The organism is Mycobacterium sp., from assembly GCF_965229265.1.
Taxonomy (GTDB): domain Bacteria; phylum Actinomycetota; class Actinomycetes; order Mycobacteriales; family Mycobacteriaceae; genus Mycobacterium.
On the sequence record NZ_CBDDIY010000013.1, the window covers coordinates 1,026,989 to 1,053,719 of the forward strand.

At 68.3% G+C, this 26,731-nt stretch carries 28 protein-coding genes; 19 read left to right on the plus strand and 9 right to left on the minus strand.

Features of this window, described 5'->3' with window-relative positions:
- The first annotated feature begins 39 nt into the window (after nucleotides 1-39).
- The 4 genes from ADBZ9K_RS26825 (at nucleotide 40) to deoC (ending at nucleotide 2,102) form a co-directional block, all read left to right on the plus strand.
- The gene (locus ADBZ9K_RS26825) at nucleotides 40-648 is read left to right on the plus strand and encodes a heparin-binding hemagglutinin (RefSeq protein ID WP_526625342.1); all 609 of its coding nucleotides are present in this window, start codon (nucleotides 40-42) and stop codon (nucleotides 646-648) included.
- A gap of 73 nt (nucleotides 649-721) precedes the next feature.
- Nucleotides 722-1,000, plus strand: a complete 279-nt coding sequence (locus ADBZ9K_RS26830; protein WP_526625654.1) for a DUF2516 family protein — start codon at nucleotides 722-724, stop codon at nucleotides 998-1,000.
- 23 nt (nucleotides 1,001-1,023) lie between these two features.
- Nucleotides 1,024-1,416: a DUF2599 domain-containing protein gene (locus tag ADBZ9K_RS26835; RefSeq protein WP_526625344.1), complete on the plus strand. Its 393-nt coding sequence runs from the start codon at nucleotides 1,024-1,026 to the stop codon at nucleotides 1,414-1,416.
- On the plus strand, nucleotides 1,416-2,102 hold the full coding sequence (deoC, locus tag ADBZ9K_RS26840) for a deoxyribose-phosphate aldolase (protein ID WP_526625345.1): 687 nt from the start codon (nucleotides 1,416-1,418) through the stop codon (nucleotides 2,100-2,102). Before ADBZ9K_RS26835 ends, deoC begins: the two co-directional genes overlap by 1 nt.
- Nucleotides 2,103-2,218: 116 nt before the next feature.
- On the opposite strand, the gene ADBZ9K_RS26845 is transcribed toward deoC, so the two are convergent.
- From ADBZ9K_RS26845 to ADBZ9K_RS26865, 5 genes are read right to left on the minus strand one after another with little or no spacing between them, the layout of a single operon-like run.
- Entirely contained in the window at nucleotides 2,219-3,154 is a 936-nt protein-coding gene (locus ADBZ9K_RS26845; RefSeq protein WP_526625347.1) for an LmeA family phospholipid-binding protein, read from the minus strand.
- Nucleotides 3,151-3,972 carry a carbon-nitrogen hydrolase family protein gene (locus ADBZ9K_RS26850; RefSeq protein ID WP_526625349.1) on the minus strand — a complete coding sequence of 274 codons (822 nt, stop codon included), beginning with the start codon at nucleotides 3,970-3,972 and terminating at the stop codon, nucleotides 3,151-3,153. The genes ADBZ9K_RS26845 and ADBZ9K_RS26850 overlap by 4 nt, the downstream gene beginning before the upstream one ends.
- 10 nt (nucleotides 3,973-3,982) lie before the next feature.
- On the minus strand, nucleotides 3,983-4,762 hold the full coding sequence (locus tag ADBZ9K_RS26855) for a class I SAM-dependent methyltransferase (protein WP_526625655.1): 780 nt from the start codon (nucleotides 4,760-4,762) through the stop codon (nucleotides 3,983-3,985).
- Nucleotides 4,755-5,267, minus strand: a complete 513-nt coding sequence (locus ADBZ9K_RS26860; protein WP_526625350.1) for a DUF2505 family protein — start codon at nucleotides 5,265-5,267, stop codon at nucleotides 4,755-4,757. The genes ADBZ9K_RS26855 and ADBZ9K_RS26860 overlap by 8 nt, the downstream gene beginning before the upstream one ends.
- Nucleotides 5,268-5,287: 20 nt before the next feature.
- On the minus strand, nucleotides 5,288-5,794 hold the full coding sequence (locus ADBZ9K_RS26865) for a DUF2505 family protein (RefSeq protein ID WP_526625351.1): 507 nt from the start codon (nucleotides 5,792-5,794) through the stop codon (nucleotides 5,288-5,290).
- On the opposite strand from ADBZ9K_RS26865, the gene ADBZ9K_RS26870 reads away from it, so the two are divergent.
- Nucleotides 5,782-6,888 (plus strand): UDP-N-acetylmuramate dehydrogenase, encoded by a 1,107-nt coding sequence (locus ADBZ9K_RS26870; RefSeq protein WP_526625352.1) that lies wholly within the window; start codon nucleotides 5,782-5,784, stop codon nucleotides 6,886-6,888. The genes ADBZ9K_RS26865 and ADBZ9K_RS26870 overlap by 13 nt on opposite strands.
- A 345-nt stretch (nucleotides 6,889-7,233) precedes the next feature.
- Here ADBZ9K_RS26870 and ADBZ9K_RS26875 read toward each other — a convergent pair whose 3' ends face one another.
- Nucleotides 7,234-7,416, minus strand: a complete 183-nt coding sequence (locus ADBZ9K_RS26875) for a hypothetical protein (RefSeq protein WP_526625354.1) — start codon at nucleotides 7,414-7,416, stop codon at nucleotides 7,234-7,236.
- A 28-nt stretch (nucleotides 7,417-7,444) separates the two neighbouring features.
- On the opposite strand from ADBZ9K_RS26875, the gene ADBZ9K_RS26880 reads away from it, so the two are divergent.
- Both ADBZ9K_RS26880 and ADBZ9K_RS26885 read left to right on the plus strand, forming a co-directional pair.
- Nucleotides 7,445-8,020, plus strand: coding sequence for a hypothetical protein (locus ADBZ9K_RS26880; RefSeq protein ID WP_526625355.1), 576 nt, complete (start codon nucleotides 7,445-7,447; stop codon nucleotides 8,018-8,020).
- A 70-nt stretch (nucleotides 8,021-8,090) separates the two neighbouring features.
- A complete protein-coding gene (locus ADBZ9K_RS26885; protein ID WP_526625356.1) occupies nucleotides 8,091-9,443 on the plus strand; it encodes an Ig-like domain-containing protein in 1,353 nt (450 codons plus the stop codon).
- Here ADBZ9K_RS26885 and ADBZ9K_RS26890 read toward each other — a convergent pair.
- Complete coding sequence (locus tag ADBZ9K_RS26890; RefSeq protein WP_526625357.1) at nucleotides 9,427-10,176, minus strand: SDR family NAD(P)-dependent oxidoreductase; 750 nt, start codon at nucleotides 10,174-10,176, stop codon at nucleotides 9,427-9,429. The genes ADBZ9K_RS26885 and ADBZ9K_RS26890 overlap by 17 nt on opposite strands.
- Before the next feature lie 193 nt (nucleotides 10,177-10,369).
- On the opposite strand from ADBZ9K_RS26890, the gene ADBZ9K_RS26895 reads away from it, so the two are divergent.
- The 6 genes from ADBZ9K_RS26895 to regX all read left to right on the plus strand — a co-directional run bounded on the left by ADBZ9K_RS26895 (nucleotide 10,370) and on the right by regX (nucleotide 16,351).
- Entirely contained in the window at nucleotides 10,370-11,677 is a 1,308-nt protein-coding gene (locus ADBZ9K_RS26895) for an ROK family protein (protein ID WP_526625358.1), read from the plus strand.
- A 61-nt stretch (nucleotides 11,678-11,738) separates the two neighbouring features.
- Nucleotides 11,739-13,034: a D-inositol-3-phosphate glycosyltransferase gene (mshA, locus tag ADBZ9K_RS26900; RefSeq protein ID WP_526625359.1), complete on the plus strand. Its 1,296-nt coding sequence runs from the start codon at nucleotides 11,739-11,741 to the stop codon at nucleotides 13,032-13,034.
- On the plus strand, nucleotides 13,031-13,558 hold the full coding sequence (locus tag ADBZ9K_RS26905) for a YbjN domain-containing protein (protein ID WP_526625360.1): 528 nt from the start codon (nucleotides 13,031-13,033) through the stop codon (nucleotides 13,556-13,558). The genes mshA and ADBZ9K_RS26905 overlap by 4 nt, the downstream gene beginning before the upstream one ends.
- Nucleotides 13,559-13,582: 24 nt before the next feature.
- Nucleotides 13,583-14,338: a phosphoglyceromutase gene (locus tag ADBZ9K_RS26910; RefSeq protein ID WP_526625361.1), complete on the plus strand. Its 756-nt coding sequence runs from the start codon at nucleotides 13,583-13,585 to the stop codon at nucleotides 14,336-14,338.
- 130 nt (nucleotides 14,339-14,468) lie between these two features.
- Nucleotides 14,469-15,668, plus strand: coding sequence for a sensor histidine kinase (locus tag ADBZ9K_RS26915; RefSeq protein ID WP_526625362.1), 1,200 nt, complete (start codon nucleotides 14,469-14,471; stop codon nucleotides 15,666-15,668).
- Nucleotides 15,665-16,351 carry a two-component sensory transduction protein RegX gene (regX, locus tag ADBZ9K_RS26920; protein WP_526625363.1) on the plus strand — a complete coding sequence of 229 codons (687 nt, stop codon included), beginning with the start codon at nucleotides 15,665-15,667 and terminating at the stop codon, nucleotides 16,349-16,351. The genes ADBZ9K_RS26915 and regX overlap by 4 nt, the downstream gene beginning before the upstream one ends.
- A 6-nt stretch (nucleotides 16,352-16,357) precedes the next feature.
- Here the strand turns inward: regX and ADBZ9K_RS26925 are convergent, their stop codons facing one another.
- Both ADBZ9K_RS26925 and ADBZ9K_RS26930 read right to left on the minus strand, forming a co-directional pair.
- Entirely contained in the window at nucleotides 16,358-17,806 is a 1,449-nt protein-coding gene (locus ADBZ9K_RS26925; RefSeq protein ID WP_526625364.1) for a sugar transferase, read from the minus strand.
- 232 nt (nucleotides 17,807-18,038) lie between these two features.
- Nucleotides 18,039-19,070 carry a glycosyltransferase gene (locus tag ADBZ9K_RS26930; protein ID WP_526625365.1) on the minus strand — a complete coding sequence of 344 codons (1,032 nt, stop codon included), beginning with the start codon at nucleotides 19,068-19,070 and terminating at the stop codon, nucleotides 18,039-18,041.
- A gap of 232 nt (nucleotides 19,071-19,302) precedes the next feature.
- Here ADBZ9K_RS26930 and ADBZ9K_RS26935 point away from each other — a divergent pair, with 232 nt between their 5' ends.
- From ADBZ9K_RS26935 to ADBZ9K_RS26960, 6 genes are all read left to right on the plus strand, one after another.
- Nucleotides 19,303-19,926 carry a hypothetical protein gene (locus ADBZ9K_RS26935; protein WP_526625366.1) on the plus strand — a complete coding sequence of 208 codons (624 nt, stop codon included), beginning with the start codon at nucleotides 19,303-19,305 and terminating at the stop codon, nucleotides 19,924-19,926.
- Complete coding sequence (locus ADBZ9K_RS26940) at nucleotides 19,923-21,938, plus strand: O-antigen ligase family protein (RefSeq protein WP_526625367.1); 2,016 nt, start codon at nucleotides 19,923-19,925, stop codon at nucleotides 21,936-21,938. The genes ADBZ9K_RS26935 and ADBZ9K_RS26940 overlap by 4 nt, the downstream gene beginning before the upstream one ends.
- A gap of 50 nt (nucleotides 21,939-21,988) precedes the next feature.
- On the plus strand, nucleotides 21,989-22,897 hold the full coding sequence (locus tag ADBZ9K_RS26945) for a hypothetical protein (RefSeq protein WP_526625369.1): 909 nt from the start codon (nucleotides 21,989-21,991) through the stop codon (nucleotides 22,895-22,897).
- 53 nt (nucleotides 22,898-22,950) lie between these two features.
- The gene (locus tag ADBZ9K_RS26950) at nucleotides 22,951-23,775 is read left to right on the plus strand and encodes an FkbM family methyltransferase (RefSeq protein WP_526625371.1); all 825 of its coding nucleotides are present in this window, start codon (nucleotides 22,951-22,953) and stop codon (nucleotides 23,773-23,775) included.
- Nucleotides 23,776-23,882: 107 nt separating this feature from the next.
- On the plus strand, nucleotides 23,883-25,580 hold the full coding sequence (locus ADBZ9K_RS26955) for a lipopolysaccharide biosynthesis protein (RefSeq protein WP_526625373.1): 1,698 nt from the start codon (nucleotides 23,883-23,885) through the stop codon (nucleotides 25,578-25,580).
- Nucleotides 25,577-26,707, plus strand: a complete 1,131-nt coding sequence (locus ADBZ9K_RS26960; RefSeq protein ID WP_526625374.1) for a glycosyltransferase — start codon at nucleotides 25,577-25,579, stop codon at nucleotides 26,705-26,707. The genes ADBZ9K_RS26955 and ADBZ9K_RS26960 overlap by 4 nt, the downstream gene beginning before the upstream one ends.
- The last annotated feature ends 24 nt before the right edge of the window (nucleotides 26,708-26,731 follow it).

Sequence of the window (26,731 nt, forward strand, 5' to 3'; positions counted from 1 at the left end):
AACCCCAACTGATTCAAAGATTCGAAAGGAGCCACTGCGATGGCTGAGAACCCTAACGTTGAGGACCTCAAGGCCCCCCTGCTCGCCGCCGTCGGCGCCGCGGACCTGGCCCTGGCGACCGTCAACGAGATCCTGGCGACCCTGCGTGACCGCGCCGAAGATGCGCGCACCGAGGCCAGCACCCGTGTCGAAGAGCGGCGCGCCGCACTGACCAAGCTGCAGGAAGACCTGCCGCAGCGCGCCGAGGAACTGCGCGGCAAGCTGTCGACCGAAGAGATCCGCAAGGCCGCTGAGGGCTTCGTCGAGGACGCCACCGCGACCTACAACAGCCTTGTCGAGCGTGGCGAGGCCGCCCTGGTGCGGCTGCGCAATCAGCCCGAACTCAAGGAAGCCGCTGCACGTGCCGAGGGCTATGTCGACCAGGCGGTCGAGCTGACCCAGGAGGCGCTGGGCAACGTATCCACGCAGACCCGCGCGGTGGGCGAGCGCGCCGCCAAGCTGGTGGGCGTCGACCTGCCGGCCAAGGCCGCCCCGGCCAAGGCTCCGGTCAAGAAGGCGGCTCCGGCCAAGAAGGCCGCTCCGGCCAAGGCTGCCGCCAAGAAGGCCCCGGCCAAGAAGGCTCCGGCCAAGAAGGTCACCCAGAAGTAGCGAACGAAGCGACCCGGGTACCGGGCGACTAGTTCGACGATCGAGACAACACCCGCCTACGCTGGTAGCTGTGATGCTCCAGGGTGTGGCGGGTGTTGTTCTTGAGGTCGTCTTCTGGGCGGTGACCGTGGCCGCGATCTACGCGTTCGTCCATGCCGCGATGCAGCGCCCCGATGCCTACACCGCGGCCGAGAAACTCACCAAGCCGGTGTGGCTGGTCATTCTCGGTGTGGCGGTCCTGCTGTCGCTGGTTCTCGGCGTCACCGGCGTGGCGATCGCCGCCGTGGCCGCCGGTGTCTACCTGGTTGACGTCCGACCCAAGCTGCTCGAGATCCAGGGGAAGTCGCGCTGAACAGGCCGAGCCGGCTGCTGGTCGTGCTTCTGGCGGTTCCCGCGGCCTTCGCGCTGGCCGCTCCCGCAGCCGCCGCTCCCGACCCGGTGCCGCCGTTCATCGACCATGTCCAGTGGGTGCACTGGGGCGATCTGTCCAGCCTGCGGGTCTATCCCACACTGTCCGGCCGCGACGCAGGGGCACAGCTGCTCAAACCGCCGGCCGAAATCGACGAGGCGTGGGGCGAGGTGCTGGCCCTGGCTCCCGACGCCGACATCCCGGGAATGCGGGACCAGTTCGTCTGCCACTTCCGGTTCGCGGAGATCGCCGCACCGGGCAAGACCAGCTGGAACCTGGAGCCGTGGCGGCCGGTGGTGGACGACGACACGATGATGGCCGCGGGCTGCAATCCCGGCGGCGTCGAGGAGCCCTTCTGATGGCGATGCGCTCGCGCGCAGACGTGGCCGCGCTGGTCGATCACACCCTGCTCAAGCCCGAGACCACCCGGGCCGACGTCGCCGCGCTGGTCGAGGAGGCCGCCGACCTTGGGGTGTTCGCGGTCTGTGTGTCGCCGTCGCTGGTCTCGGTCGCCCACAAGGCCGCCGGCGCTCATCCCGAAGATCTCGCCGTTGCGACCGTCGCGGGCTTCCCGTCCGGCAAGCATCTGCCGGCCGTCAAGGCGCGTGAGGCAGCCCTGGCTGTGGAGTCCGGTGCCGCCGAAGTCGACATGGTCATCGACGTCGGCGCGGCGCTATCCGGTGACCTCGCCGACGTGGCCGCCGACATCGGCACCGTTCGTGCGGCGGTGCCGGATGCGGTGCTGAAGGTCATCGTCGAGTCGGCGGCGTTACTGAGCCTGGGCGACGAGCACACTCTGGTCGCGGTGTGCCGGGCCGCCGAGGAAGCCGGCGCTGATTTCGTCAAGACCTCCACCGGATTCCATCCCGCCGGCGGCGCTTCGGTGCTGGCGGTCGACATCATGGCGGCCACGGTCGGCGGCCGGCTCGGCATCAAGGCCAGCGGCGGCATCAGGACCGCCGCGGATGCGGTGGCGATGCTCGACGCGGGCGCGACCCGCCTCGGGTTGTCGGGTACCCGGGCAGTGCTCGACGGGCTGGACTGACGGCCGCCCACGGTGCACTCAGGGCGTTGACTGTGCCCGCGGGGCGGCCAGCACGGCCTGATTCCGCCCACACTCAGTCGAAGCCGTCATTGCACAGTGGACGCGAGAACCCCGGCTCAGATGCCGGCGAAGCAGGGATCCTGTTGGCCGTTGGGAATCGTGGCGTTCCGGGTCACGAACGTGGCCACCACCCCGCTGTCGGTGACGGCGACGTTGTCGGCGTGAATGCCCATCGGCAGGTTCTTGGTCAGCGTGATCATGAAGGCGTCCAGCGCCGGCTGAATGGTCTCCCGCGGCAGCGTGAAGCCCAGACCGGTGAGTTGGACGACCTCCAGGCTCATCCCACCGTTGGTCACCTGGGGCTTGGCGGTCACCGTGCCCAGGCCACCCTGCAGTTCGATGGTGCCGTCCGACGGGCTGGTGGTGACACTGGTCACCAGGCCGCCCAGGAACGGGATGGCGTCCTGCAGGGTCTCTTTGATGCCATCACTGGACCAGGTGATCGTGGCATCCAGTGCGCCCAGCGTTCCGGCCGAGTCCGCGGTCTTGTTCACCGTGATGTCGTCGAGGCGCAGATCCAACTTCATGCCCTTGGCCTGGCGGATCTGATTGCCCGCGGTCTGCACCGAGATGTCGCTGTAGCGGCCGCTCAGGTGCTGCAGCAGGAAGGGGCGCATGCCGAAGGACACGCTGGCCTTGTCCTGCACCACACACGAGACGGCATTGGCCACCACGGTATCTGCGCGATGCCGGACATAGAGTTCGGTACCGACCAGCCCGGCCACCGCCAGCGCAACGACGATGACCAGCGCCAGAACAATGGAGAGCGGGTCGCGCAGGAACCCCCGCTTGGGTTCGACCGGCTCCTCGGGCGGCGGAACGTGGGGGATGTGCTGGGTCGGCGCGTCGGCCGGGCCCCCCGGTCGCGGGATGTGCTGGGTGGGCTGTTCCGGCGCCGGGACGGCGGGGTAGGCCCACACGGTCGGCTCGCCAGGTCCGACGGGATGGCCAGGTCCGACGGGATGGTCAGGACCTTGTGGCGGATTCGTCACCCGGGCGATTCTGCCTTATCAGTCTGAGCAAACTCTGAGCGGTTACGCAGCACGCCGAGCGTCTCGCGCACCTGCGCAACGCGGTCGATGTCGATATCGGCCACCACGAGCTGGGGATCGGCGCCGGCCGATGCCACCACCTCGCCGAGCGGCGAGGACACCAGACTGCCCCCGACACCGGTGGGCGCCTTGGTGGCGGTGGCCAACTCGTCGCCGGGGTAGGCCTGGCCGGCCGCGGCCACGAATGACGCGCAATCCAACGCCCTGGCCCGGGCCAGCAGCGTCCACTGGTCGAGCTTGCCTGGCCCGGCACCCCACGACGCGCTGACGGTGATCAGCTGGGCGCCGCGGTCGGCGAGTTCGGTATAGAGGCTGGGGAAGCGGATGTCGTAGCACAGGGTCAGCCCGACGCCGACGCCGTCGACGTGGATCACCACCGGCTCCCGGCCGGCCACGACCCCGTCGGATTCGGCGAAACCGAACGCGTCGTAGAGGTGGATCTTGTCGTAGTGCGCGTCGACGCCGGGACCGGCGGCCAACAACGTATTGGTGACCCGCCCGCCGGCTGCCGGGGTGAACATGCCGACCAGCACGGTGATCCCCGCGTTGTGTGCGATGCGGCGTATCTGGTCGGCCCACGGTCCGTCCAGCGGTTCGGCCACCGGCGCGAGCGGGACACCGAATCGGCTCATGGTGCCTTCGGGGAACACCACCAACCGGGCGCCGGCGTCGGCGGCGTCGCGGGTGTAGTCCTCGACGAGCTTCAGGTTCATGGCGGGGTCGGTGTCCGAGAGGATCTGGGCCAGCGCAATCCGCATGCCCGTCAGCCTAGTCGGGCGCCACCGCCGCCCAGGGCACGGTCAGTACCGCGTCGCGGGCGTTGCGCCGCTGCGCCTGGATCGGAAGCCCGGCCGACCGCAAGTCGTTGAGCATCGCCCGCCAGCGGTCCCGGGGGCCGAACACCGAGTGCCCGGCCGCCGCCGCCCAGGCGCGGTCCGCGGCAGTCAGCAGCGCGTAGATGGGCGTTCCTGAAATATTTTGGTGGATAAGAACTTTCGGTAGGCGCTCGGCCAGATCCGACGGGCGGTCGATATGGCGAGGATCGCAGGCCAAGGTCAGGCTCACCGGACCGTCACGATCCAGCAGCACCCAGCCCGCGCGCCTGCCCAGCTCGTCGCAGGTTCCGTCGACGATCAACCCGCCGGATGCCAGCCGCGAGCGCATCACCGACCAGGCTTGCGCGACCGCGTCCTCGGGGTACTGGCGCAGCACGTTGAACGCCCGCACCAGGGTCGGATGCAGGCCGGCCAGTTCGAAGCCGCCGAGCCGGAATTCGACGCCGTCGACGTCGGGAACGATGCGTTCCGGGTCGATCTCCAGGCCGACCACCCGAATGTCGGGCCGCACCACCCGCAGCCGCGTCGCCAGTTCCAAGGTGGTGACCGGCAATCGGCCGTACCCGAGGTCGACGACCAAAGGATCGGTGGCAGAGTCCAGCGCGGCCCGCACCCGCGAGGAGTTGACCAGCCACCGGTCTGCTCGCCGCAGCCGGTTGGCGTTGGTGGTCCCGCGGGTCGGAATGCCGACCGGCCGCAGTGGCCTAGTAATGGCTGGCGATCCAGTCACGGGTGAAATCCCGTTCGCCGTCGAACAATCCGCGTAATCCGGTCAGGATCCACTGCTCGATCTTGCCACCGAGCAGCGGCACGTTGACCGTGCAGACGCTGTTGAGTCGGAGTTCACTGCCGGCCGCGGTCTCGTGCAACACATAGGTACCGCCGAAGTCCATCGGCGCAGCCGGTACCAGGGCCTGGTAGTGCCCGTTGGCGGAGTTGGTTGCGGGGTCGAAGAGATCGAAGTGCTGTGCGCGGGTGACGGTCAGCTTCAGCGGCACCACCGCAGCCGCCACCGGCGGCAAGTCCTTACGGGACACCGTGTGGGTGAACACGATGTCGGTGCCGGTCGCATCGGAACTGAACCGGGTGAGCTCGGTGTCGGTGTGTTGCTGGTGCTCGCTGATCAGGTCTTCCCAGTAGCCGAGACTGGTAAAGCTCAGGTAGAGCTCGGCGACGGGTTTGTCGAGCCCGATGACGTAGTCCATGCGGCGGGACATGACGCCACCGTACCGGCGGCTCAGCCGTTCCCGGCGATCCACAGGGTGGTGAATTGCTGCTCGGCGATCAGCAGGTCGACCAGCTGGGTGCCGATGAAGTTCTCCACCTTGCCGCCGACCAACGGGATGCGGACCTCGACGGTGGCCCGGAGGGCCAGCCGAGCCCGCGCATCCGACGGAATCAGCTGTGCGCTGCCGGTCAGCGTTACCGGCGCCCCGGTGATGGTGCCGCTGACCGTCGCGTTGGCCGTATCGCCCACCAGCGGCGTCCAGCTCTCCACCCGACGGATCTGGAGGTCGCCGCGGTGAAACTGGGTGACCAGCGCGGGCAGCCGGTCGGCCCGCAACACCTGGGTCGTCGCCACGTCGATGCCGCCGTCCGGGCTGACCCGCAGCGAATCCAGTGTCGCGTCGTCGGCTCCGGAGCCCGCCAGCCGCGACAGCCAGTATTGCTCGTCGCTGAAGGCCTGGATGATCTGTTCGACGCTGCCCTGGTAGTCGGTGGCCATGTCGAATGAACGCGGCATACCTGGTGAGGCTACCGTTACGCCCCGTGGGCGGGCTGGAGGATTACGGCGGCGCGGTGGTCGCCGAGAATGTGCCGCTGGGACCCCTGACGACGTTGCGCGTCGGTCCGGTCGCCCGCCGGGTGATCACCTGCACCACCACCGACCAGATCGTGGCCGCGGTCGGCGCCCTCGATCGATCCGCCGACGGTCCGGTGCTGGTCTTGGCCGGCGGGTCCAACGTGGTGATTGCCGACGCCCTCACCGACCTCACCGTGGTTCGACTGGCCAGTGCCGCTGTGGCCGTTGACGGTTCGCTGTTGCGCGCGGAAGCCGGAGCGGTGTGGGACGACGTCGTGGTGGCGGCCATCGACCGCGGGCTGGGTGGGCTCGAGTGCTTGTCGGGTATTCCGGGCTCGGCGGGTGCCACCCCGGTGCAGAACGTCGGCGCGTACGGCGTGGAAGTCGCCGATTGCCTGACCCGCGTGCGGCTGTTTGACCGGCGCAGCGCGCTGGTGCGTTGGGCGCCGGCTGCCGAGCTGGGCTTCGGATACCGGCACAGCGTGCTGAAGAACTCCGCGGACGCGGTGGTGCTGGAGGTGGAGTTCGCCCTCGACGGCTCCGGCCGGTCGGCTCCGCTGCGCTACGCGGAGCTGACGTCGGCTCTCGGCGTGGCGGCCGGGGAGTCCGCCGATCCAGCCAGGGTGCGCGCCGCCGTCTTGGCATTGCGGGCCCGCAAAGGCATGGTGCTCGACGCCGGCGACCACGACACATGGAGCGTCGGGTCGTTCTTCACCAACCCCGTCGTACCTGTCGAACAGTTCGCCGAACTCCAGGCCCGGCTCGACGAGCCGGTGCCGCACTATCCGGCCGCCGACGGGGTCAAACTGGCGGCCGGCTGGCTTGTCGAGCACGCCGGATTCGGCCGGGGCTACCCGGGCCCGGCCGCTGGGCCCTGCCGGCTGTCGACCAAGCACGCGCTGGCCTTGACCAACCGGGGCGGTGCCACCACGGCCGACGTGCTGGGGTTGGCGCGCACCGTCCGCGATGGCGTGCGCGACGCGTTCGGCATCACGCTGGTCGCCGAACCCGTACTGGTGGGGTGCTCGCTGTAGGCCGGTGCATCGCCTGTCGGCGCCCGGGTTCATCACGCGCACTGCGACGCGACAGGCATGAATATCGGCAAAATTAACCCGCGGGACGAAAAATGGGGAAAATGGTGGGTGTCAGCCCGCTCACGGGTTAGCGTCGAGGACTTCCGGGGGATCTGAAATGGCTTCTAGGACCGCACAATTGGCGAAGCGCGCACCGAACCGCACGCTCGGAGTCAGGACCTGGCTCGGTGCGGGCGCGCTGACCCTGGGTGTTGGAGCCGCCCTGGCGGGCGCGGCGGGTGTCGCCCAAGCCGACACCGGCGATCACCAGGCCTCGAGTTCGGCGTCCTCGAGCTCGTCGAGCAGTCACGAGGCCGGGCCGAAGCGCAGCGCCGGCGTGGCCTCGTCCAAACGGGTGAGTGCGTCGGCAGTCAAGGTGAACAAGAGCCCGGTGAGCGCTGCCGCGGTGTCGTCGCCCTCGGCCAGTGCCAGGTCGGCCGCCAGCAAGACGGCCATCGCCGCCGCCATCCCAGCGATAAACCAGTCCATCGACACTCCGTTCGGTCCCATCTCACTGGTGGCGAACGTGACCGCTCCGGATCTGGGTACGAGCGGTTCCATCGGGGTCGACGTGACTGCGGATACGCCGCTCGGCGGCGCCGCATTCTCGCTGGTCGGAGACCAGACGTTCACGACCACGCCGTCGCCCAAGAGCACGACGACCCTGACCGGCGGGACGCTGGTCGTGCCCCCGACGGTCGCGTTCACCGCCAGCGTCGCCGGCGCCTTCATCAGTGCCGGGCTCACCGCCTACGACAGCCTGAACACGTTCTTCACCGCAGCCAGCAGCGGAAACGTCGGTGGCGCGATCTTCGCCTGGGCCGAGGCGGCACCGAAGTTCACCAACGCACTGCTTTTCGGGACGCGAACGCTTGACCTGCCGATCCAAACCGGTGTCTCGGGCCCCACCATCGTCGCGCACATCCCCGTCGGTGGGCTGTTCTCGCCGGCCCGTCCGGTGTCGGTGAGCTGGGACGATTACAGCGCCGAGCAATCCGGCGTTCAGGTCGCGCTGGTGGGCGGCAGCATCGAGTTCGCCGGGTCCACGTTCGGCGGCGCCGCCCCGGCGTTCTTCAAGATCTTCGGTCTCTGACGGATCAGGGCTGGGTGAGGCCTTAACCACACCTCGCGAATTGGCAGCTTGGGGGCTGGGTTCCGTATCTTTGGTTGATGTGAGCCCAGCCAACCGCCCGTCGCCGATGAACCGGCGTCGGGCCCTGACCGCGCTGGCGTTCGGCGTGGCCGCACCCAATGTGCTGGCTGCCTGCATGACCGGAACCGGCAAACAGTCCGGGACGCCGGCGCCGCCGCCCAAGCCGACGGTGAGCTTCAGCCCGGCCGACGCGGCCACGGACGTTTTGCCGACGACCCCGGTCAGCCTCCAGGTCAAGGACGGTTGGCTGCAGCGGGTGACGTTGACCAATGCCGACGGCAAGGTCGTGGCGGGCGCCCTCAACCGCGACCGCACCGCTTTCACCGCCACCGAGTCACTCGGCTACGGCGCCTCCTACACGTGGGCCGGGTCGGTGGTGGGTCGTGACGGCAAGGCGGTGCCGGTCGCCGCGTCGTTCACCACGGTCGACCCCACGACCCGGGTCAACGGTCAGTTCCAGTTGTCCGACGGGCAGACCGTCGGCGTCGCGGCGCCGATCATCCTGCAGTTCGATGCCGCGATCGACGACGCACACCGGCCCGATGTCGAGCGGGCGCTGACGGTCACCACCGACCCCCCGACCGAGGGCAGCTGGGCCTGGCTGCCCGACGAGGCGGGCGGTTCGCGGGTGCACTGGCGGACCCGGGAGTATTACCGGCCCGGCACCAAGGTCCACGTCGATGCGCGCCTCTACGGTGTGCGGTTCGGCGACGACGCCTACGGCGCGACCGATTCCACCTTGGACTTCGACATCGGCCGGAGCCAGGTCGTCAAGGCCGACGCCACCTCGCACCGCATCCAGGTGATCACCGACGCCGGCGTCGTCATGGACTTCCCGTGCAGCTATGGGGAGGCCGACCTGCCACGCAACGTCACCCGCAGCGGTATCCATGTGGTCACCGAGAAGTACGCCGACTTCTACATGACCAACCAGGCCGCCGGCTACAGCAACGTGCACGAGCGGTGGGCGGTGCGTATCTCCAACAACGGCGAGTTCATCCACGCCAACCCGGCTTCCTCGGGCGCCCAAGGCAACACCAACGTCACCAACGGCTGCATCAACCTGTCCACCGGTGATGCCGAGCAGTACTACTACACGGCGGTCTATGGCGACCCGGTCGAGGTGACCGGCACGTCGATCCAGCTGTCCTATGCCGATGGCGACATCTGGGACTGGGCGGTGGATTGGGACGAGTGGAAGTCGATGTCGGCACTATCGGACAACCAGCAGTCGTCGAACATCCCCAGCAGCGCACCGGCCACCCCAAGCGATGCACCGACCCTGTCGGGTACGCCGACCACCACCACCCCCACGACCACGAGCAGCCCGACGACGACCAGCCCGGCTACGAGCGGCGGTTGAACCGGCCTCCGCTGGCCTGATCGCGCGGTCGGATGACGATCTGGTCCAGGTTCACGTGCGACGGTCGGGTCGCGACGAACCCGATTACGTCAGCGACGTCGGCGGCCACCAGCGGCGTGATCCCGGCATAGACCGCCTCGGCACGCTGTTCGTCGCCGCCGAAGCGCACCAGGGAGAACTCGGTCTGTACCGCCCCGGGAGCAATCTCGGTGAGCCGCACCGGTTTTCCGAGCAATTCGCCGCGCAGGGTCCGGTGCAGGGCGCCCTGGGCGTGCTTGGCCGAGGTGTACCCGCCGCCACCGTCGTAGACCTCCAGCGCGGCGATCGAGGTGACGGTGACGATCAGCCCATCCCCGGACTCGATGAGCTTGGGCAGCAGGGCCCGGGTGACGCGCAGGGTGCCCAGGACGTTGGTCTCCCACATCCACCGCCAGTGCTCCAGATTCGCCTCGGCGACGGGTTCGAGACCCTTGGCCCCGCCGGCGTTGTTGACCAGCACGTCGACGCGGGGTAGCTCGGCCGCCAGGGCGTCCACCGCCGCACCGTCTGTGACGTCTGCCACAATGGCGGTGCCGCCGATCTCGTCGGCAATGCGCTGAATCCGGTCCGCGCGCCGAGCCACCGCGACCACGTGAAAGCCAAGTGCGGCAAGGGTTCGCGATGTCGCTTCGCCGATGCCGGAGCTCGCGCCGGTGACGACCGCGACCCGGGAATGAGCGTCTGGAGTTTCCATCTGACCAACTCTAGTAACTGTGCTAACTTCCTGTTGTGATCCGTTTCGGGCTGACCAGCTGTCTGGTCGCGCACACCGCGTGTTGTTGTCACGCGATTCGCTGCGCCTGACCCGACCGGACGCCTCTTTTCGTTCCGCTCAAGTCGCCAGGTGTGGCATAGGTCCCGCCCCGACTCGAGAAGGACAATTCCCAGTGCGTACCGTCGCCCTTTCTTCCCACGATCCGCTTCGTACTTCCGCCCATGACGCGCCCCGCGTCGGGGCCCGGCCGCACCCGCTGCGGACCCGCCACCACATCGTTGCCCCGTCGCTGCGCATTCCCGACGGCGCCGCCGCGTCGGTCTTCGCCGCGGTGCGCCAGCGTGGCGCCATCGGCCGCGACGTGATCGCCTCCGTCACCAACCTGTCCATCGCCACGGTAAACCGCCAGGTCACGGCCCTGCTTGATGCGGGCGTCCTGCGGGAGCGCGCCGACCTGGCCGTGTCCGGGGCGATCGGCCGGCCCCGCGTCCCGGTCGAGGTGAACCACGAACCGTTCCTGACCCTCGGCATCCACATCGGGGCCCGCACCACCAACATCGTCGCCACCGACCTGCTCGGGCGCACGCTCGACGCCGTCGAGACGCCGACGCCGCGCGGCGGGCAGGGGCCTGCGCTGGCCTCGCTGGCCGGCAGCGCCCGGCGCTATCTGAGCCGCTGGCACCGCCGCCGGGCGTTGTGGATCGGCGTCGCGATCGGCGGGGTGGTCGACAGCCTCACCGGTCACGTCGACCACAGCCGACTGGGCTGGTCGCAGGCCCCGGTCGGGCCGGTGCTCGCCGATGCGTTGGGTCTGCCGGTTTCGGTTGCCTCCCATGTGGACGCGATGGCCGGCGCCGAGGTGCTGCTCGGACTGCGCCGCCCGCCGGCGCCGACGTCGAGCAGCCTCTACGTCTATGCCCGTGAGACAGTCGGTTTCGCGTTGGTGATCGGTGGCCGGGTGCACAGCCCGGCGAGCGGGCCCGGCACCATCGCCGCGCTGCCGGTGTCCTCGGAGCTGCTCGGCGGCAGCGGCCAGCTGGAGTCGACCGTCAGCGACGAGGCGGTGCTGGCGGCCGCCCGTAAACGTGGCGTTGTTCCGGATTCCGGCCCCGGTGCCTCGATGGCCACGCTGCTGCGCACTGCCCGGCAAGGCGACACCCCCGCCGCGGTCGGTGCTCGCGAACTGCTGGCCGAACGGGCCCGCGTCCTCGGTGGCGCGGTGGCGCTGCTGCGCGACATGCTCAACCCCGACGACCTCGTGGTCGGCGGTCAGGCCTTCACCGAATACCCCGAGGGCATGCAACTGGTCGAGGCCGCCTTCGCCGAGCGTTCGGCGCTTCCTGCGCGCGATATCCGGGTGACCGCGTTCGGTAACCGCGTCCAGGAGGCCGGAGCTGGCATCGTGTCGCTGGGCGGCCTCTACGCCGATCCGATCGGCGCGTTGCGGCGGGCGCAGAACCGCCGCGAAGCCCTGGCCTAACAGGTGTAAAGATGGAGGCGTGCGGCACGCCCGGGAGCTGAGTGACGGTTCGACCGATGGCATGCCGAGACGCGTGGCGGTGATCTCGGTACACACCTCGCCGCTGGCCCAGCCCGGTACCGGCGACGCCGGCGGGATGAACGTCTACGTGCTGCAGACGGCGTTGCACATGGCACGGCGCGGGGTTGAGGTAGAGATCTTCACCCGGGCGACGTCCTCGTCCGATCCTGCCGTGGTCCGGGTGGCGCCCGGTGTGCTGGTGCGCAATGTGGTCGCGGGCCCCTTCGAGGGGCTGGACAAATACGACCTGCCGACCCAGCTGTGTGCCTTCACCGCCGGCGTGCTGCGCGCCGAGGCCACCCACGAGCCCGGCTACTACGACGTCGTGCACTCCCATTACTGGTTGTCCGGCCAGGTCGGTTGGTTGGCCCGGGACCGGTGGGCTGTTCCGCTGGTGCACACCGCCCACACCTTGGCTGCGGTGAAGAACGCTGCACTGGCCGACGGTGACGCGCCGGAACCGCGGCTGCGCTCGGTGGGTGAACAGCAGGTGGTCGACGAGGCTGACCGGCTGGTGGTCAATACCGAAGATGAAGCGCAGCAACTGATTTCATTGCACAACGCTGATCGGCGACGCATCGACGTGGTGTATCCCGGCGTTGATCTGGCGACGTTCACTCCGGGCGACAAGCGCGCCGCGCGGGCCGCGCTGGGTCTGCCCGACCACGAGCGGGTGATCGCGTTCGTCGGGCGCATCCAGCCGCTGAAGGCGCCCGATGTCTTGCTGCGGGCGGCGGCCAAGCTGCCCGACGTGCGGGTGCTGGTCGCCGGCGGGCCGTCCGGAAGCGGCCTGGCCGCACCCGATGTCCTGGTTGCTCTGGCCGCCGAGTTGGGTATCTCCGATCGGGTGACCTTCCTGCCGCCGCAGTCGCGCGAGCAGCTGGTCAACGTCTACCGAGCCGTCGACATGGTCGCGGTGCCGAGCTACTCGGAATCGTTCGGCCTGGTCGCGGTGGAGGCACAGTCCTGCGGAACTCCGGTGGTCGCCGCCGCGGTCGGCGGACTGCCAGTCGCGGTGGCCGACGGCGTGAGCGGAGCCCTGGTGCCCAACCACGAGGCCGGTCAGTGGGCCGATGCGATCGCCGAGCTGCTGGAGCGCGACCCGGCCGAACTGAGCCGCGCGGCCGTCGCACACGCGCAGCAATTCTCCTGGGACAACACCGTCGACGGCCTGCTCGCCAGTTACGGCCAGGCGATCACCGACTACGCCGGTGCGCACCGCCGCCGCGCCGCCGGCGACCTGCTGGCCCGGCGCAACGGTCGCCGGTGGAGTCGGCGGCGCGGGGTGCGTGCGTGAGCGCGACTGCCGCCGCGGTGCAGCGGATCGTCGAGGATGCGCTGGCCGACCACCAGCTGGTCTACACCCGGCATGAGGGTGCGCACGGCGGGCTGGCCGGGCTGATCGTCGAGCTGCCCGGTGAACGCAAGCTCACGACCAACACGTTGCTCAGCATCGGGGAGCACTCGATGCGTGTCGAGGCGTTCGTCTGCCGCCAGCCCGACGAGAACCACGAGGGCGTCTACCGCTTCCTGCTCAAACGTAACCGACGGCTCTACGGGGTGGCCTACACCCTGGACAACGTCGGCGACATCTACCTGATCGGGCGCATCGCACTCGACGCGGTGAGCCCCGACGAGATCGACCGGGTGCTCGGGCAGGTGCTGGAGGCCGTCGACAACGACTTCAACACCCTGCTGGAGCTGGGTTTCGCATCGTCCATCCAGAAGGAGTGGGCCTGGCGGGTGGCCCGCGGCGAGTCGCTGAAGAACCTGCAGGCGTTCAAGCACCTGATCTCCGAGCACTTCGAGGGCGACGACTGAATCCGGGCGTGAGAGACTTCGGGCATGGCTTCGGATTCTTCGGCGACGCTGATCCTGCTCCGGCACGGCGAGAGCGAATGGAACGCACTGAACCTGTTCACCGGCTGGGTGGACGTCGACCTGACGGACAAGGGCCGTGCCGAGGCGGTGCGCGGCGGCAAGCTGATGGCCGAGCAGGGCCTGTTGCCCGACGTGCTCTACACCTCCTTGCTGCGGCGGGCGATCACCACCGCGCACCTGGCGCTGGACGCCGCGGACCGGCTGTGGATCCCGGTGCAGCGCAGCTGGCGGCTCAACGAGCGCCATTACGGTGCGCTGCAGGGCCTGGACAAGGCCGAGACCAAGGCCAAGTACGGCGACGAGCAGTTCATGTTGTGGCGTCGTAGCTACGACACCCCGCCACCGCCGATCGAGCCCGGCAGCAAGTACAGCCAGGACACCGACCCGCGCTACGCCGACATCGGTGGCGGTCCGCTGACCGAGTGCCTGGCCGACGTCGTTGCCCGGTTCGTGCCGTATTTCACCGAGACCGTCGAGCCTGATCTGCGGGCCGGCAAGACGGTGTTGATGGTCGCGCACGGTAATTCGCTGCGCGCGCTGGTGAAGTACCTCGACGGCATGTCGGACGCGGACGTGGTGGGCCTGAACATCCCCACCGGCATCCCGCTGCGCTACGACCTGGACGCCGACCTCAAGCCCATCGTGGCCGGTGGTACCTACCTGGATCCCGAGGCTGCCGCCGCCGGTGCGGCCGCGGTGGCCAGCCAGGGTGCCAAGTAGCCGGAGACACCCCCGGTTTGGCAAACGGGCGGTAAACGGCGGCGGAATACATGCGCGCAGACCGTGTGACGTATCCCGAATTGGCCGCACGCTGCTGGGATGACGTTCACCCAGTGCGTACGCTTTTCCTGTGAGTGTTGTCTCGGTGGCTGTGCTGGCCGCCGTCGCGCTGGTGGCGCTCGCCCTCGGTCTGGCCATCGGGGCCGTACTCACCCCGCGCATCCTCGAGCGCAAGCAGCGCCGGGCGATCACCGAAGCCGGGATCACCGTCTCGCAGATGCTGCACCATGTGGTGTCGCTGGCGCCGGTCGGCGTGGTGGTCGTCGACTCACATCGTGACGTGGTGTTCATCAACGACCGCGCCGTGGAGCTGGGTCTGGTGCGTGACCGCCAGCTCGACGAGCGGGCCTGGAACGCCGCCCAGCGCGTCCTGGCCAGCGGCGAGGATGTCGACGTCGATTTGTCCCCGCCGCGGCGGGCGCCGACCGGGCGCTCCGGGCTGTCGGTACGCGGCCACGTCCGAATGCTGAGCAAGCAGGATCCGCGGTTCGCCGTCGTCTACGTCGACGACCAGTCCGAGCAGGCCCGGATGGAGGCCAGCCGGCGCGATTTCGTCGCCAATGTCAGCCACGAGCTCAAGACACCGGTCGCCGCGATGGGCGTGCTTGCCGAAGCGTTGTTGGAATCCGCCGACGACCCCGACACCGTGCACCGCTTCGCCGAGAAGATCCTCACCGAATCGCAACGGCTGGCCAACATGGTCGGAGAACTGATCGAACTGTCCCGCCTGCAGGGCGCCGAACCACTGCCCGACCTCGATGCGATCGACGTGGATTCCGTTGTCAACGAAGCGATTTCGCGCCATAAGGTGGCGGCCGACAGTGCTGACATCACGGTGACCACCGACGCGCCCAGCGGTTTCCGGGTCTTCGGCGATCAGTCCTTGTTGGTCACCGCGCTGGCCAATCTGATCTCCAACGCCATCGCATACTCGCCGAACGGCTCGAAGGTGTCGATCAGCAGGCGGCGCCGTGGCGACAACGTCGAGATCTCGGTCACCGACCGGGGAATCGGTATCGCGCGGGCCGACCAGGAGCGGGTATTCGAACGCTTCTTCCGGGTCGACAAAGCGCGCTCCCGGGCAACCGGTGGTACCGGCCTGGGGCTGGCCATCGTCAAACACGTTGCGGCCAACCACAACGGCAGCATCCGGCTGTGGAGCCAGCCGGGAACCGGTTCGACCTTCACCCTGTCCATTCCCGCCTACCCAGATAGCGACGACGAACCGGCCGACCAATCGGCCATCGACGAGGAGGCACTACGCCAATGACCAATGTATTGATCGTGGAAGACGAGGAGTCGCTGGCCGACCCGCTGGCTTTCCTGCTCCGCAAGGAGGGGTTCGAGGCCACTGTGGTCGGCGACGGCCCTTCTGCCCTAGCCGAATTCGACCGGTCCGGGGCGGACATCGTGCTGCTCGATCTCATGCTGCCCGGCATGACCGGCACCGACGTGTGTAAGCAGCTGAGGGCGCGCTCCAGCGTTCCGGTGATCATGGTCACCGCCCGCGACAGTGAGATCGACAAGGTGGTGGGCCTCGAGCTTGGCGCGGACGACTACGTCACCAAGCCGTACTCGGCGCGTGAACTGATCGCCCGGATCCGCGCGGTACTGCGCCGGGGCAGCGACACCGACGACTCGACCATCGGCGACGCCATCCTGGAGGCCGGCCCGGTGCGCATGGATGTCGAGCGTCACGTGGTCACCGTCAACGGTGAGCCGATCACGTTGCCGCTCAAGGAATTCGATCTGCTCGAGTACCTGATGCGCAACAGCGGCCGGGTACTCACCCGTGGTCAGCTGATTGACCGGGTGTGGGGCGCGGACTATGTCGGGGACACCAAGACCCTCGACGTTCACGTCAAGCGCCTGCGGTCCAAGATCGAAGCCGACCCGGCCAATCCGGTGCACCTGGTCACGGTGCGTGGCCTGGGTTACAAGCTCGAGGGCTAGTCGAGGTCAGTACGCCCCGTCACCGCGCAGCACCGTCTTGACGGTCTTCGCGATGATCACCAGGTCCTGAATCGGTGACCAATTCTCGACGTAGCTCAGGTCGAGCCGGATCGCGTCCTCGCGTTGCAGATCGGAGCGACCGCTGACCTGCCACAGGCCGGTCAGGCCCGGTTTGACGGCCAGCCGCCGGCGAACCAGGTCATCGTAGGAGTCGACCTCGCGGCGGACCTGCGGCCGGGGGCCGACCACGCTCATGTCACCGCGCAGCACGTTGATGAACTGCGGCAGCTCGTCGATGGACAGCTTGCGCAGTACCTTGCCGACCCGGGTGATCCGTGGATCGTCCTTGGCCTTCCAGAACAGCGGACAGCCGCCGTCGGCGTCGATCATCGCCGCCGCGCGGGCGTCGGCGCCGTCGTACATGCTGCGGAACTTCAGCATTGTGAACGTTGTGCCGCCACGGCCGATCCGCTCGGCGACATAGAAGATCGGGCCCGGGCTGGACAGCCGCACCGCGAGCGCGGCCAGCAGGAACACCGGGGCCATCGCGACCATGGCTGCCAGGGTGAACACGATGTCGAAGACCCGCTTGGCCGCCGAGTTGGCGCGGTCGTGTTGCGGCTTGGTCACCTCCAGCATGGCCATGCCCGCGACGGGGCGGCTGCGCAGCCGCTCCTCGGCGATATCGACCAGCCCCGGCGCGATCATCAGGTCCACTCCCAGCGAGTCGAGCTCCCAGATCAACCGGCGTATCTCGGTGGGCTGCAGCTGGTCGGTGGCGGCCAGCGCGACGGTGTGCGCACCGGTGCGGCGCACGGCGGTGACGATGGCCTGGTCGATCCCCACGATCGGGATGGTCCGGCCGTCGACGTCGATGGCGTGGAGCTGCCGCGTCGGTCCAGCGGGTGTGCAGATTCCGACGACGTGATGGCCCGCGGCGGGATCCTTGGCGAACCTGGCCGCGATGTCGGCCGCCGCCGTGAGGGTGCCCACCACGAGTACCGGGGTCAGTCCTTCCCCCCGGCCGAGTTGGGCCGCGGCCACCCGCCGCCAGCGCCGCCGGTTGAACAGCAGTCCGAGCAAGCCCAGCGGGAAGGCCACCGCGAGGTACCCGCGTGACACGGTGACGTTCGCCAGCAGCGCGAAGATGGCAACCAGACCGACCAGTTGCAGGGTCGCCAACACGATGTTGGCGTACTCCTCGACGCCGCGGCCGACCACCCGGCGCGACCGGGTGCCGCTCAGGCCCAGCGCCAGCATCCACAGAACGGCCAGTACGGCCGAGACGACGCCGTATCGGGTGAGGAGATCCGGCTGGCCGCCGAAGCGGAGGACCGTCGCGACCGCCAGGACCAAGCAAATAACTGCGGCATCGCTGACCAGGAGCGCCCTGACATATCGGGCGTGCCGGATGTCGTTGGGTGTCGGCGGGGACGCGGGTGCCAGTGCCGTCATTTCCCGGACGTTGGATAACGGATAGGTCACATTATGGCGAAGGAACGAAGACGAGTAGCGACCGGTTGACGAGCAGATATCACGCTCATCGCGTATTACAGCGAAACTATGGGTTCCATCGTTGAAGGTCGGCATTAACGTCACCGTAACCTGGGCCATGGCTTGCGGCAATGCCTGGTTCAATGACGCTTGTCACATCAAAACGTGCACGAGAGTGCGGTTACAGCAAATATCAGTGACCGGAATTGTCGCCGAACGCGGTGTCGTAGGCCGCGAACACCGCCGCAGCGGCGTAGGAGGCGTCGAAACGCGCGCGGGCTTGTGCCGAGATATCGGCGTTGTACGTGGGGTCGGTCAACGAACACAACAATTCGGCGAGCTCTGCCGGTTCGGTGCCCACCAGGACCCCGGTGCCAGGGCCGCTGTCGATGCCCTCCGCACCGACCGGGGTGGACACCACCGGCAAGGCACGTCCCAGCGCCTCGATGACCTTGAGTTTGATACCCGAGCCGAAGCGAAGCGGGTTGACCAGTGCGGCGACCCCGCCGAGCGCTTCGGAGAGGTCGGCGACGTACCCCTCGACGGTGACGCTGTCGCGCAGCTGGTCTGCCAGGGCCAGCAGCTCGGGCCGGGCTTCGCGTCCGATGACCCGCAGCCGCGCGCCGGGCAACCGCTGGAGAACCAACGGCCACACCGCGCGCAGAAGGAACCGCAGGCCGTCGTCGTTGTGGGGCAGTGACAGCAGTCCGAGGAAGGCGAACTCCGCCGCTCCGCCGTAGTGCCGCTCCGCCAGGTAGCTGACAAAGGGGAGCGCCGCTCTCTTGTCGAGTCGGTCGGCCGAGTTCTCCTGCACGGCGGAAACCACGAACTTGGTGAACGCGCTGAGTGCGGCGGGATGCGGCGTCAGGTCCGCATTCCACGGGTCGGGAACCACAAAGCCGTCCAGCGGTCCGTAGTCGAGGTTCATCGAGCCGAACACGCCCACGCTGAACCCGGCCGCAGCCAGCTCGCGGGCGATTCCTCGCCCGGCAACCAGGTCGGCTTCGCCCAGGTGCTGGATACCGTGATCCCGGTCGGGGATGCCGGTGTGCAGAGTCGGCCACTGGACCCACGGTTCCAGGTTGATCTCGTTGGACGCGTCGGTGACGAACACCTCGCAGGTGTCGCGCAACCGCCGGAAGTTCGGCAACTCTCCGGCGGCAATGAACTCGTCGATCAAGGCCGGACTCAACTCATTGAATTCGATCTGAATTGTCCGCCTCATTGGCAACTCCACCCGGTAGTTCCTGGCGTGAAGATAGCATGACCGTCGCGGCTTTCTGCTGGGCTGCCAAGCCACCGGCCACAGCCGGCCGGCCATCGGGTTCAACCACAGTCATCCCAGTTCAGAGGGCGCCGGACCGGGCCCGAGGGCCGAGGATATTGGCAACAAAAGCGAACGCGAAAGTGGGTCGAGGCTACGCTGCACGTGGGGTGGCGAGAGTAAAGGAAGGGACATGACCAAGCACCGCAGGACGATCGCGTTCTTCGCGCTTGTTGGCGCTGTCCTCGGAGCGGCGCTGGGCTTTTTTCTCGCCCCCCAGTCGCACTGGTATCAGGCATCGGCCAACGTCGCGCTGCTCCCCGGCGCCGATCTGACCACCGAGCAATCGTCAGCCTTCTGGGAAGTGCTTACGCGGGGCCAGGTCAGCAGGACCGTCGCGGTGCTCTACAACGACCCCCGGTGGGTGCCGTCGGCAGCTAATGCGGCCAAGGTGCCGGCGGCCGATCTTTCGCTGTCGGCGGCGGCGCTGCCGGACACCACGATCGTCGTCGTGACGGTGGTTGCCCATTCGGCGGCCGCCGCCGAGGCGGGCTTGAACGACGTCCTGACCAAGGCCACCCCGGATGTGACGGCGCTGGCCGTGCCCTACGCGGTGAAGGTGCTCTGGCCCCCCGAGAACAACGCCCTTCCCCTGCCGAGTCCGCGCCGGTCGCAGGTGGCGGCGGCGGTGGCGCTGGGCGGACTGCTCATCGGCGGTGGCGCCGGCTGGTTCGTCGCCCGATCGCGCGACCGCCGAAACAACTCCGCCCCCCGGCGGGACGGCCCAGTCCACGAAGAGGTGCTGCCCGGGCTATGACCGGGTCGATCCGGAACATGCCGCAGTCCGGCGAAATCGCGGCGATGGCGCTGGTTGGCGGCGCCGCGGCGGTGGCGGCCGTGGCGATGTTCGGCTCGCACGGCCCGCTGTTGGTGATTGCCGCTCTCATCGGCGGCGTCGGCTTGGTGTTCGCGGCGCGCCGTCCGCATGTCGCCCTGATCGTCATGGTCGCCATCGAGGTCAGCAACCTCTCCGGCGTCATGGAGCAACACGGCAATATTCCAGTGTTCCAGGGCTCGATGGCCTTGGGTGTGTTGGCCGTTGGGCTCGGTCTGCGCGACCCCGTGCTGCGCGCGCGCCTGAATACGTGGACGGTGATCTGCGCGGGACTGCTGGCGTTGTTCCTGGCGACGCAGTGTGTGGCCACCATCGGTAGCTCGGAGCTGGGGGAGTCGCTGTCCGCGATCCGCCGCACCGGCATCGACGTGGTCTTTTTGCTGCTGGTCCTGATGCTGGCCCAGATGACTGCTCGGCCGTGGAGCGTCGCGATCACCGTCGTGACGGTGTTGGCCCTGCTCTCGGTGCTGACGGTGATCGACTACGCAGTCTTTGGCGGGTCGACGTCGTTCGGTGGGTTTTCCATCGTGACAACGTCTTCCGGCGAGCTCGTCACCACGCCGCGCTATGGTGGCCCGTTGCCGGACTCGAACTTCTGGGGCCGGCACCTGATCATGGGCCTGCCGTTGGCGGCGGCTCTGTTGACGCGTTCGTTGCGCGAGTCGAACAAGCCGGCCGCCACCGCGGTCGTCGCGGCGATCCTCGCCCTGCTGGCCGGCATCTACCTGACCCAATCGCGTGGCACTTTCGTCTCGGCCGGAATCGCGATGGCCGTGTGGTTCGTCGCCTCGGAGCGATCGGTGCGGCGTTGGGGCCTGGCCAGCCTGCCGGCAGTGCTGGCGTTGTTCTTCGTGCCCGGTGTCGGTAATCGCCTGCAGGACATGCTCCGTCAGATGAGCCAGGGGGAGGCCAACGGCCACGTCGACCCTTCGTTGCTCGGCCGGCTTGCTGCTCAGGAGCAGGCCGCGATGATGTGGTCGGAGCGCCCCTACTTCGGCTTCGGTCCGGGTACTTTCGCCGGTGAGGTGATCAACTTCGCCGGGCGGGTGTCGACAGCCGTCCGCGAGCCGAATCTCGCGGCGCACAACCTCTACCTGCAGTTGCTTGCCGAGTCCGGGGTGTTCGGATTGATCGGCTGGTCGGTGATGATCATGGGCTTCCTGAGCGTGCTCGTGCTGCGGATCATTGCGCAGCCACGGTCACGGGACCGGGTTCTGGTCGCGGCGCTGGTCGCGGCGATCATCGGCTGGTCGATATCGAGTGCGGGGCTGCATCTTTCGTATTTCCGCACCTTCGCGGTGGTGTTGGCGACGGTGGCCGCGGTGGCGCCGCCGTGGCCGGTGCCCGCCGCGACGTTGCGGAGGTTCGCGCGCGACGGTGGAGTATGGCTGGCGGCCGCCGCCGTGGGCGGGGCCATCTTCTGGGGCTACGTGGCCGCGAACAGTTCACCGGTCTACCGGGCCAGCCAGCACATGACCCTGGTGCCCGCTCGTCCGGTCAACGGTTGGTATTCCTACGCACTCGATGTGCGGTCGAGGATCGAGTTGTTGCCGACCATGGCCAGAGTGCTCCACGATGAGCGATCGTCGGTGACCATCGACGCCGACGCGGTACGGGGACTGCTCACCTTCACCGCCAAGGCCGACAACCCGACCCAGGCCCGTGACGAACTCCAACGGGCCGCGGCGGTGGCCGGAAATCGGTTGAGCCAGGTGAACGGCTACGACCAGTACCTGCTTCAGGTGATCGGCAGCATGCAGATCACCGACACCCGGGACCACACGACCACAACGGTATTCATCGCCATCGCCGTAGGTGCCATCGGAGGGCTGGTGGCCGGCCTGTCGCTGTCGGCATTCCTCGACCGGCGGCGTCGGGACAGGACGGATTTCGTCGCACCGATCCGCATCGACGACCGCGTCGCCTCCGAATGAGGTTGGCCGGCAACCCCACTCGCCGGTCGGCGCGATTCCTGGTGGTGTTGGTGTCCACTATCGTCGCGGTGGTGGCCGCCTCGGCCGGTCGAACGGCCTGCTCGACCACCCGCAACGGTGGAGCCGAGCCGCCATTCGCGGCGGACAGCCCGTGGCGGCAAGCGATTCCCGAACGGCCTTCGATCGATCCCGGCAGCGCTGCGATGATCGGACATGTCCAGTCGACCCGCGGCGTGTTCGCCAACCTCGTGCAATACGGTGTCCCGATCTTCACTGCGCAGCCGGGTACGCCCGAATATCGGGTGCAATGCGTCGGCCAGAACTGGGGCATCTGTCCGTTCGCCGGCTGGCCAGTGCCGATCCCCGCTGGGGCGCAACCAAATTCGGGGTCTGATGCGGCGATGGTCACCGTTGACAAGGCGAGTGGCACGGTCTTCGAATTCTGGCGGGCGAGCCGGGCGGGCGACCAATGGTCAACGCAGTGGGGGGCGGTCAACAGCTTGCACGGGTCGGGATGGGGAGGAGCGGCCACCGGTTCGGGCGCCTCCAGGCTGGCCGGCGTCATCCGCGTCGCCGAAATCAGCGCGGGCGCGATCCCGCACGCCTTGGCCCTGCAGACCAATAACGCGTGCAGCACGTTTCGGCCGCCGGCGCTGAAGTCCGACGGCACCTCGCTGCGCACGGACTGCCTCCCCGAGGGCGCTCGCCTACAACTGGATCCAGCGTTGGATTTGACCACACTCGGCCTGCGCTCCGGCGAGTTGGCGGTCGCCACCGCGATGCAGACCTACGGCGGATATGTCGTCGACGCCGGTGGCGCGCCACTGAGCGTGAGCTTCGAACTCGACACCTCTGCGCCGCCGCCCGGGCTGGGCAAGGTCTATCAGGCTGCGGGCTTTCGGTGGGACTACGACCCGATGGACCACGTTCCGTGGGAGAAGTTGCGGGTGTTGAGTTGATGCCGTCCGCTCAACCCGGCGGCCGAGCCCAGACATGCTGCTAGGGTGCACAAATGGCTCTCAAGCACGCCGTCTACGATGCGCTCGACCGGCCGCGCACCCGCTGGTTGATCGGGCTCGCGGCGTCTGCCGGTAAGACCCTCCAGGGCCAGCGCACCGTCATCACCTATGACCGGCAGACCGGTGATTGGCTGACTCGAACCCGTGCCGGCGCCATGCTGATGTCGGATCTCCGGGGTGGTGAGGGAATGGATGCCGGGCAGTGCGATGAGTTCGCCCGGGATGTCTTCCTACGCGACTACTCGATTCGGCCCGGGGACGTGGTTCTCGACATCGGCGCCGGGATCGGGACCGAGGCCCTGCCGTTCTCGAAAATGGTTGGCGAGTCGGGCAGGGTCATCGCTGTCGAGGCACATCCCACGACCTACGCCAAGCTCGAACGGGTGTGCCAGGTGAACGGCCTTGGCAACGTCGAACCGATCCACGCGGCGGTGATGGACTCCGACGAACCGGTCATGATCAGCGACCTGCAGGCGCAGTCCTATCTGGAGAACAAGATCGGCTCCCAAGGCGTGCCCGTTCCGGCGACGACCATCCCGGATCTGGTCGCCAAACTGGGTTTGGACCGCATCGACTTCGTGAAGATGAACATCGAGGGCGCCGAACTGCCCGCCCTGCGGGGCGCAAAAGACGTGCTCCCGATCGTCCGGCACGCCGCGATCGGCTGCCACGACTTCCTCGCGGACGAGACCGGCGACGAGTCCTACCGCACCAAGGAAGCGGTGCGCACGATCCTGACCGAGGCCGGCTTCACGGTCACTTCCCGCGATGCCGACCCGCGCCCGTGGGCGGCCGGCTACCTGTTTGCATCACGCTGAGCTACGTCACTGCGGACCGGCAGCAAGTCCGGCCCTGGGCGCCGTGCGAGGCCTTATGATTGCCGTGAAAATAGTTGCGGTTACTGGTTGATCGGGGATTCTTCGGGGTGTCACACAGCGAGGATCCGACCGTAGCCGGCGATGGCCAGGTGCCCGTCGCGGACCAACCGTCGGCGGCGCCGGAACCGGCTCCCCCGACCGGGCGTCAGGCGGCCTGGAACTACTTGGTCTTCGGACTGAGCAAGAGTTCCACCCTGATCATGACGATCGTCGCCGCGCGGCTGCTCGATCCCGCCGACTTCGGTCTGTTCACGCTCGCGCTGCTGGTGGTCAATCTCTTCGATTACATGAAAGACCTCGGAGTCGGTGCCGCGCTCGTCCAGAGTCCGGGTGAATGGGAGCGGCTCGCCCCTACCGGCTTGACCCTCTCGGCGGTGTTCGGTGTGGTCGCCGGGGTGTCGCTGGCCGTATTCGCCCCGTTCGGCGCCCACGTGGTGCACCAGCCCGGGCTGACCCCGTTGATCCGGGTCCTGGCGATCGGCCTGACCATCTCGGCGTTCAGCGCGATCCCCGCCGCCCGGCTGCGGCGTGACCTCGACTTCCGGCAACGGATTTGGCCGGAGTTCCTGGGCTCGGCGGTCAAAGCGGTGCTGACCATCGTCCTGGCGGCGACCGGGCACGGGGTATGGAGCCTGGTCTACGGCCAACTTGCCGGGACCGTGCTGACCACGATCCTGTACTGGGTGGTCGCCCGGACCCGGGTCGCGTTTGGTTTCGACCGGCGACAGGCCCGCAACCTCATTCGCTACGGATCGGCGTTGACCGGCGTCGCGCTGCTCAGCTTTGCGATGTTCAACATGGACTATCTCTTCATCGGCATGCGACGGGGAGACGAGCAGCTGGGTCTGTACACCCTGGCATACCGGCTGCCCGACCTTCTGGTTCTGGCCCTGTGCAACGTCATCAGTGAGGTGCTGTTCAGCTCGCTGTCGCGACTTCAAGATGCGCGCGAGCGACTTTCGGAGCACTTCCTGGAAGTCATGGCCGTGACCATGGCGCTGAGCGCGCCGATCAGCGTTGCGCTGGCAACGGTGGCCCCGGCGGTCATCGACACCCTCTATGGGCCCCAATACGCCGGTGCCGCACCGGTACTCGTCGTGTTGTCCGTCTACGGCCTGCTGTTCTCGGTGTCGTGGCACGCCGGTGACGTATTCAAGGCCATCGGGCGGCCGACGCTGCTGCTGGGGACGGGCTCGGCCCGGCTCGTCCTCATGGTCGGTCCGGTCTGGTGGGCGGCCGGGCACAGCATTGTCATGGTGGCGCTGATGCTGGTGGCAGTCGAGTGCGCGTTGTTCGCGGTGAATACCCTGCTGCTGCGGACGGTCGGTGGCATCAGCCCGGGCCAGTTGTGGAACGCCGTGGGGCGGCCACTGCCCGCGGCGGTGGGGATGGGCGTCGTGATGCTGGTAATCGCGCACCTGATGGCCGAACTTCCTTCCCCGGCAGTTCTTTTCGTCGCGTTGGCGGCCGGCTTGCTGACGTATGTCCTGGGCTTGCAACTCAGCGCACCCGCCCTGTTCGAGGCGGGCCTGTCGGTGGTGCGGGCCGTTCGCGGTCGCCGTGCCACCGACCCGGACGGCGGGGACCCGGCTGCCGTAGAGCCTGCCGTGCGGCAGACCGGGAGCGGGTTCGCGATCGTCCTGGTGGTGCTCGGTCTCGCCCCTGTCGCCGTCGCCGTCAACGGCCTGGGGCGGTCGTTCGCCAGAAGCCGGCGCCCAACCGACCGCAGCGGGGGTTCTCGGTGAACGAGCAACGCGCAGCCGAACCCGTCCGGGTCCTAATGGTGCTGGACTCCTTCAACTTCGGCGGGGCCGAGAACCTTATCGCCGAGCTGGGGCGTTATCGCCCTGCTTCCCTTGATGTTTCGGTGTCGAGTCTGGCGCCGCCGGAGAGCGGCCGCAACGCCATGCTGGGACGGCTGTCCGACGCGGGACTCGACCCGGGCTACATCTGCGTCCGGAAGTTGTTGGACGCCCGTGGATTTCTTCGGTTGGTGCGCGCGTTGCGTCGTGCCCCGGTCGATGTCGTGCATGCCCACCTCGGGTACGCCGCGACGCTGGTGCCGCTCGCCGCGCGCCTGGTCGGTAAGCCAGTCGTTGCCACCCTGCACTTGAGTCCGCAACCCCACACCAGCCGCGGCGAGTGGCTCAAAGAGCGGCTGTCGGTCCGCATCCCGGCCCGTCTGGGCCGGCTGGTGCTGGTGTCCCAACACGCCTTCGACCGATACGCCGAGCTGCACGGGCCGGCCCGCTCGACGTGGCGGATGATCCCCAATGGGGTGGATGTCAACCGTTACGTCGTACGAACCGGGCCCTTCTCCGCGGAGCGACCGGTGTGGGCCGTCGTCGCGGCGCTGCGGCCGGACAAGAACCACGTCGACCTCGTCCGGGCCTGGGCCGGTGTGGTGGCCGTCCATCCCGGCGCGACGCTGCTGGTGGTCGGTGACGGCCCCAGCCGGGCGGATATCGAACGGGCGGTCGCCGATGCGCATCTGCAGGATTCGGTGCAACTCCTCGGCCGGCGCGAAGACGTACCCGACATCCTGACCACCGTCGACGGGGTGGTGTCGGCATCCGTCGACGAAGCCCTGCCGACCGCGCTGATCGAGGCGGGCGCGTGCGGGCTGCCAGTCGTGGCCTCCGACGCCGGCGGGACCCGGGAGATCGTCGTGGACCGGGTGACCGGGCGGCTGGTGCCGCTGCGGGACGTGCCCGCGCTGACCGAGGCGCTGCTGGAGACGATCGGTGACCCCCAGCTGGCCGCCGCATACGGCGCGGCGGGCCGGGCGCAGGCCGAGGAGAAGTATTCGATGCGCACGTGGGTCGACAGGCTCGATCAGCTCTACCGGGAGGTCATCGGTGAACGCGCCTGACGCAGTCCCGTCGCCGTTGACGGT

What these genes read in the sequence shown, in the direction of transcription:
- ADBZ9K_RS26825 (WP_526625342.1), top strand. Translation starts at nt 40, where the DNA reads ATGGCTGAGAACCCTAACGTTGAGGACCTCAAGGCCCCCCTGCTCGCC.
- ADBZ9K_RS26830 (WP_526625654.1), top strand. Translation starts at nt 722, where the DNA reads ATGCTCCAGGGTGTGGCGGGTGTTGTTCTTGAGGTCGTCTTCTGGGCG.
- deoC (WP_526625345.1), top strand. Translation starts at nt 1,416, where the DNA reads ATGGCGATGCGCTCGCGCGCAGACGTGGCCGCGCTGGTCGATCACACC.
- ADBZ9K_RS26850 (WP_526625349.1), bottom strand. Translation starts at nt 3,972, where the DNA reads ATGCGGATTGCGCTGGCCCAGATCCTCTCGGACACCGACCCCGCCATG.
- ADBZ9K_RS26860 (WP_526625350.1), bottom strand. Translation starts at nt 5,267, where the DNA reads ATGTCCCGCCGCATGGACTACGTCATCGGGCTCGACAAACCCGTCGCC.
- ADBZ9K_RS26870 (WP_526625352.1), top strand. Translation starts at nt 5,782, where the DNA reads ATGAACGCGGCATACCTGGTGAGGCTACCGTTACGCCCCGTGGGCGGG.
- ADBZ9K_RS26865 (WP_526625351.1), bottom strand. Translation starts at nt 5,794, where the DNA reads ATGCCGCGTTCATTCGACATGGCCACCGACTACCAGGGCAGCGTCGAA.
- ADBZ9K_RS26875 (WP_526625354.1), bottom strand. Translation starts at nt 7,416, where the DNA reads ATGGACTGGTTTATCGCTGGGATGGCGGCGGCGATGGCCGTCTTGCTG.
- ADBZ9K_RS26890 (WP_526625357.1), bottom strand. Translation starts at nt 10,176, where the DNA reads ATGGAAACTCCAGACGCTCATTCCCGGGTCGCGGTCGTCACCGGCGCG.
- mshA (WP_526625359.1), top strand. Translation starts at nt 11,739, where the DNA reads ATGCCGAGACGCGTGGCGGTGATCTCGGTACACACCTCGCCGCTGGCC.
- ADBZ9K_RS26910 (WP_526625361.1), top strand. Translation starts at nt 13,583, where the DNA reads ATGGCTTCGGATTCTTCGGCGACGCTGATCCTGCTCCGGCACGGCGAG.
- regX (WP_526625363.1), top strand. Translation starts at nt 15,665, where the DNA reads ATGACCAATGTATTGATCGTGGAAGACGAGGAGTCGCTGGCCGACCCG.
- ADBZ9K_RS26925 (WP_526625364.1), bottom strand. Translation starts at nt 17,806, where the DNA reads ATGACGGCACTGGCACCCGCGTCCCCGCCGACACCCAACGACATCCGG.
- ADBZ9K_RS26930 (WP_526625365.1), bottom strand. Translation starts at nt 19,070, where the DNA reads ATGAGGCGGACAATTCAGATCGAATTCAATGAGTTGAGTCCGGCCTTG.
- ADBZ9K_RS26935 (WP_526625366.1), top strand. Translation starts at nt 19,303, where the DNA reads ATGACCAAGCACCGCAGGACGATCGCGTTCTTCGCGCTTGTTGGCGCT.
- ADBZ9K_RS26940 (WP_526625367.1), top strand. Translation starts at nt 19,923, where the DNA reads ATGACCGGGTCGATCCGGAACATGCCGCAGTCCGGCGAAATCGCGGCG.
- ADBZ9K_RS26950 (WP_526625371.1), top strand. Translation starts at nt 22,951, where the DNA reads ATGGCTCTCAAGCACGCCGTCTACGATGCGCTCGACCGGCCGCGCACC.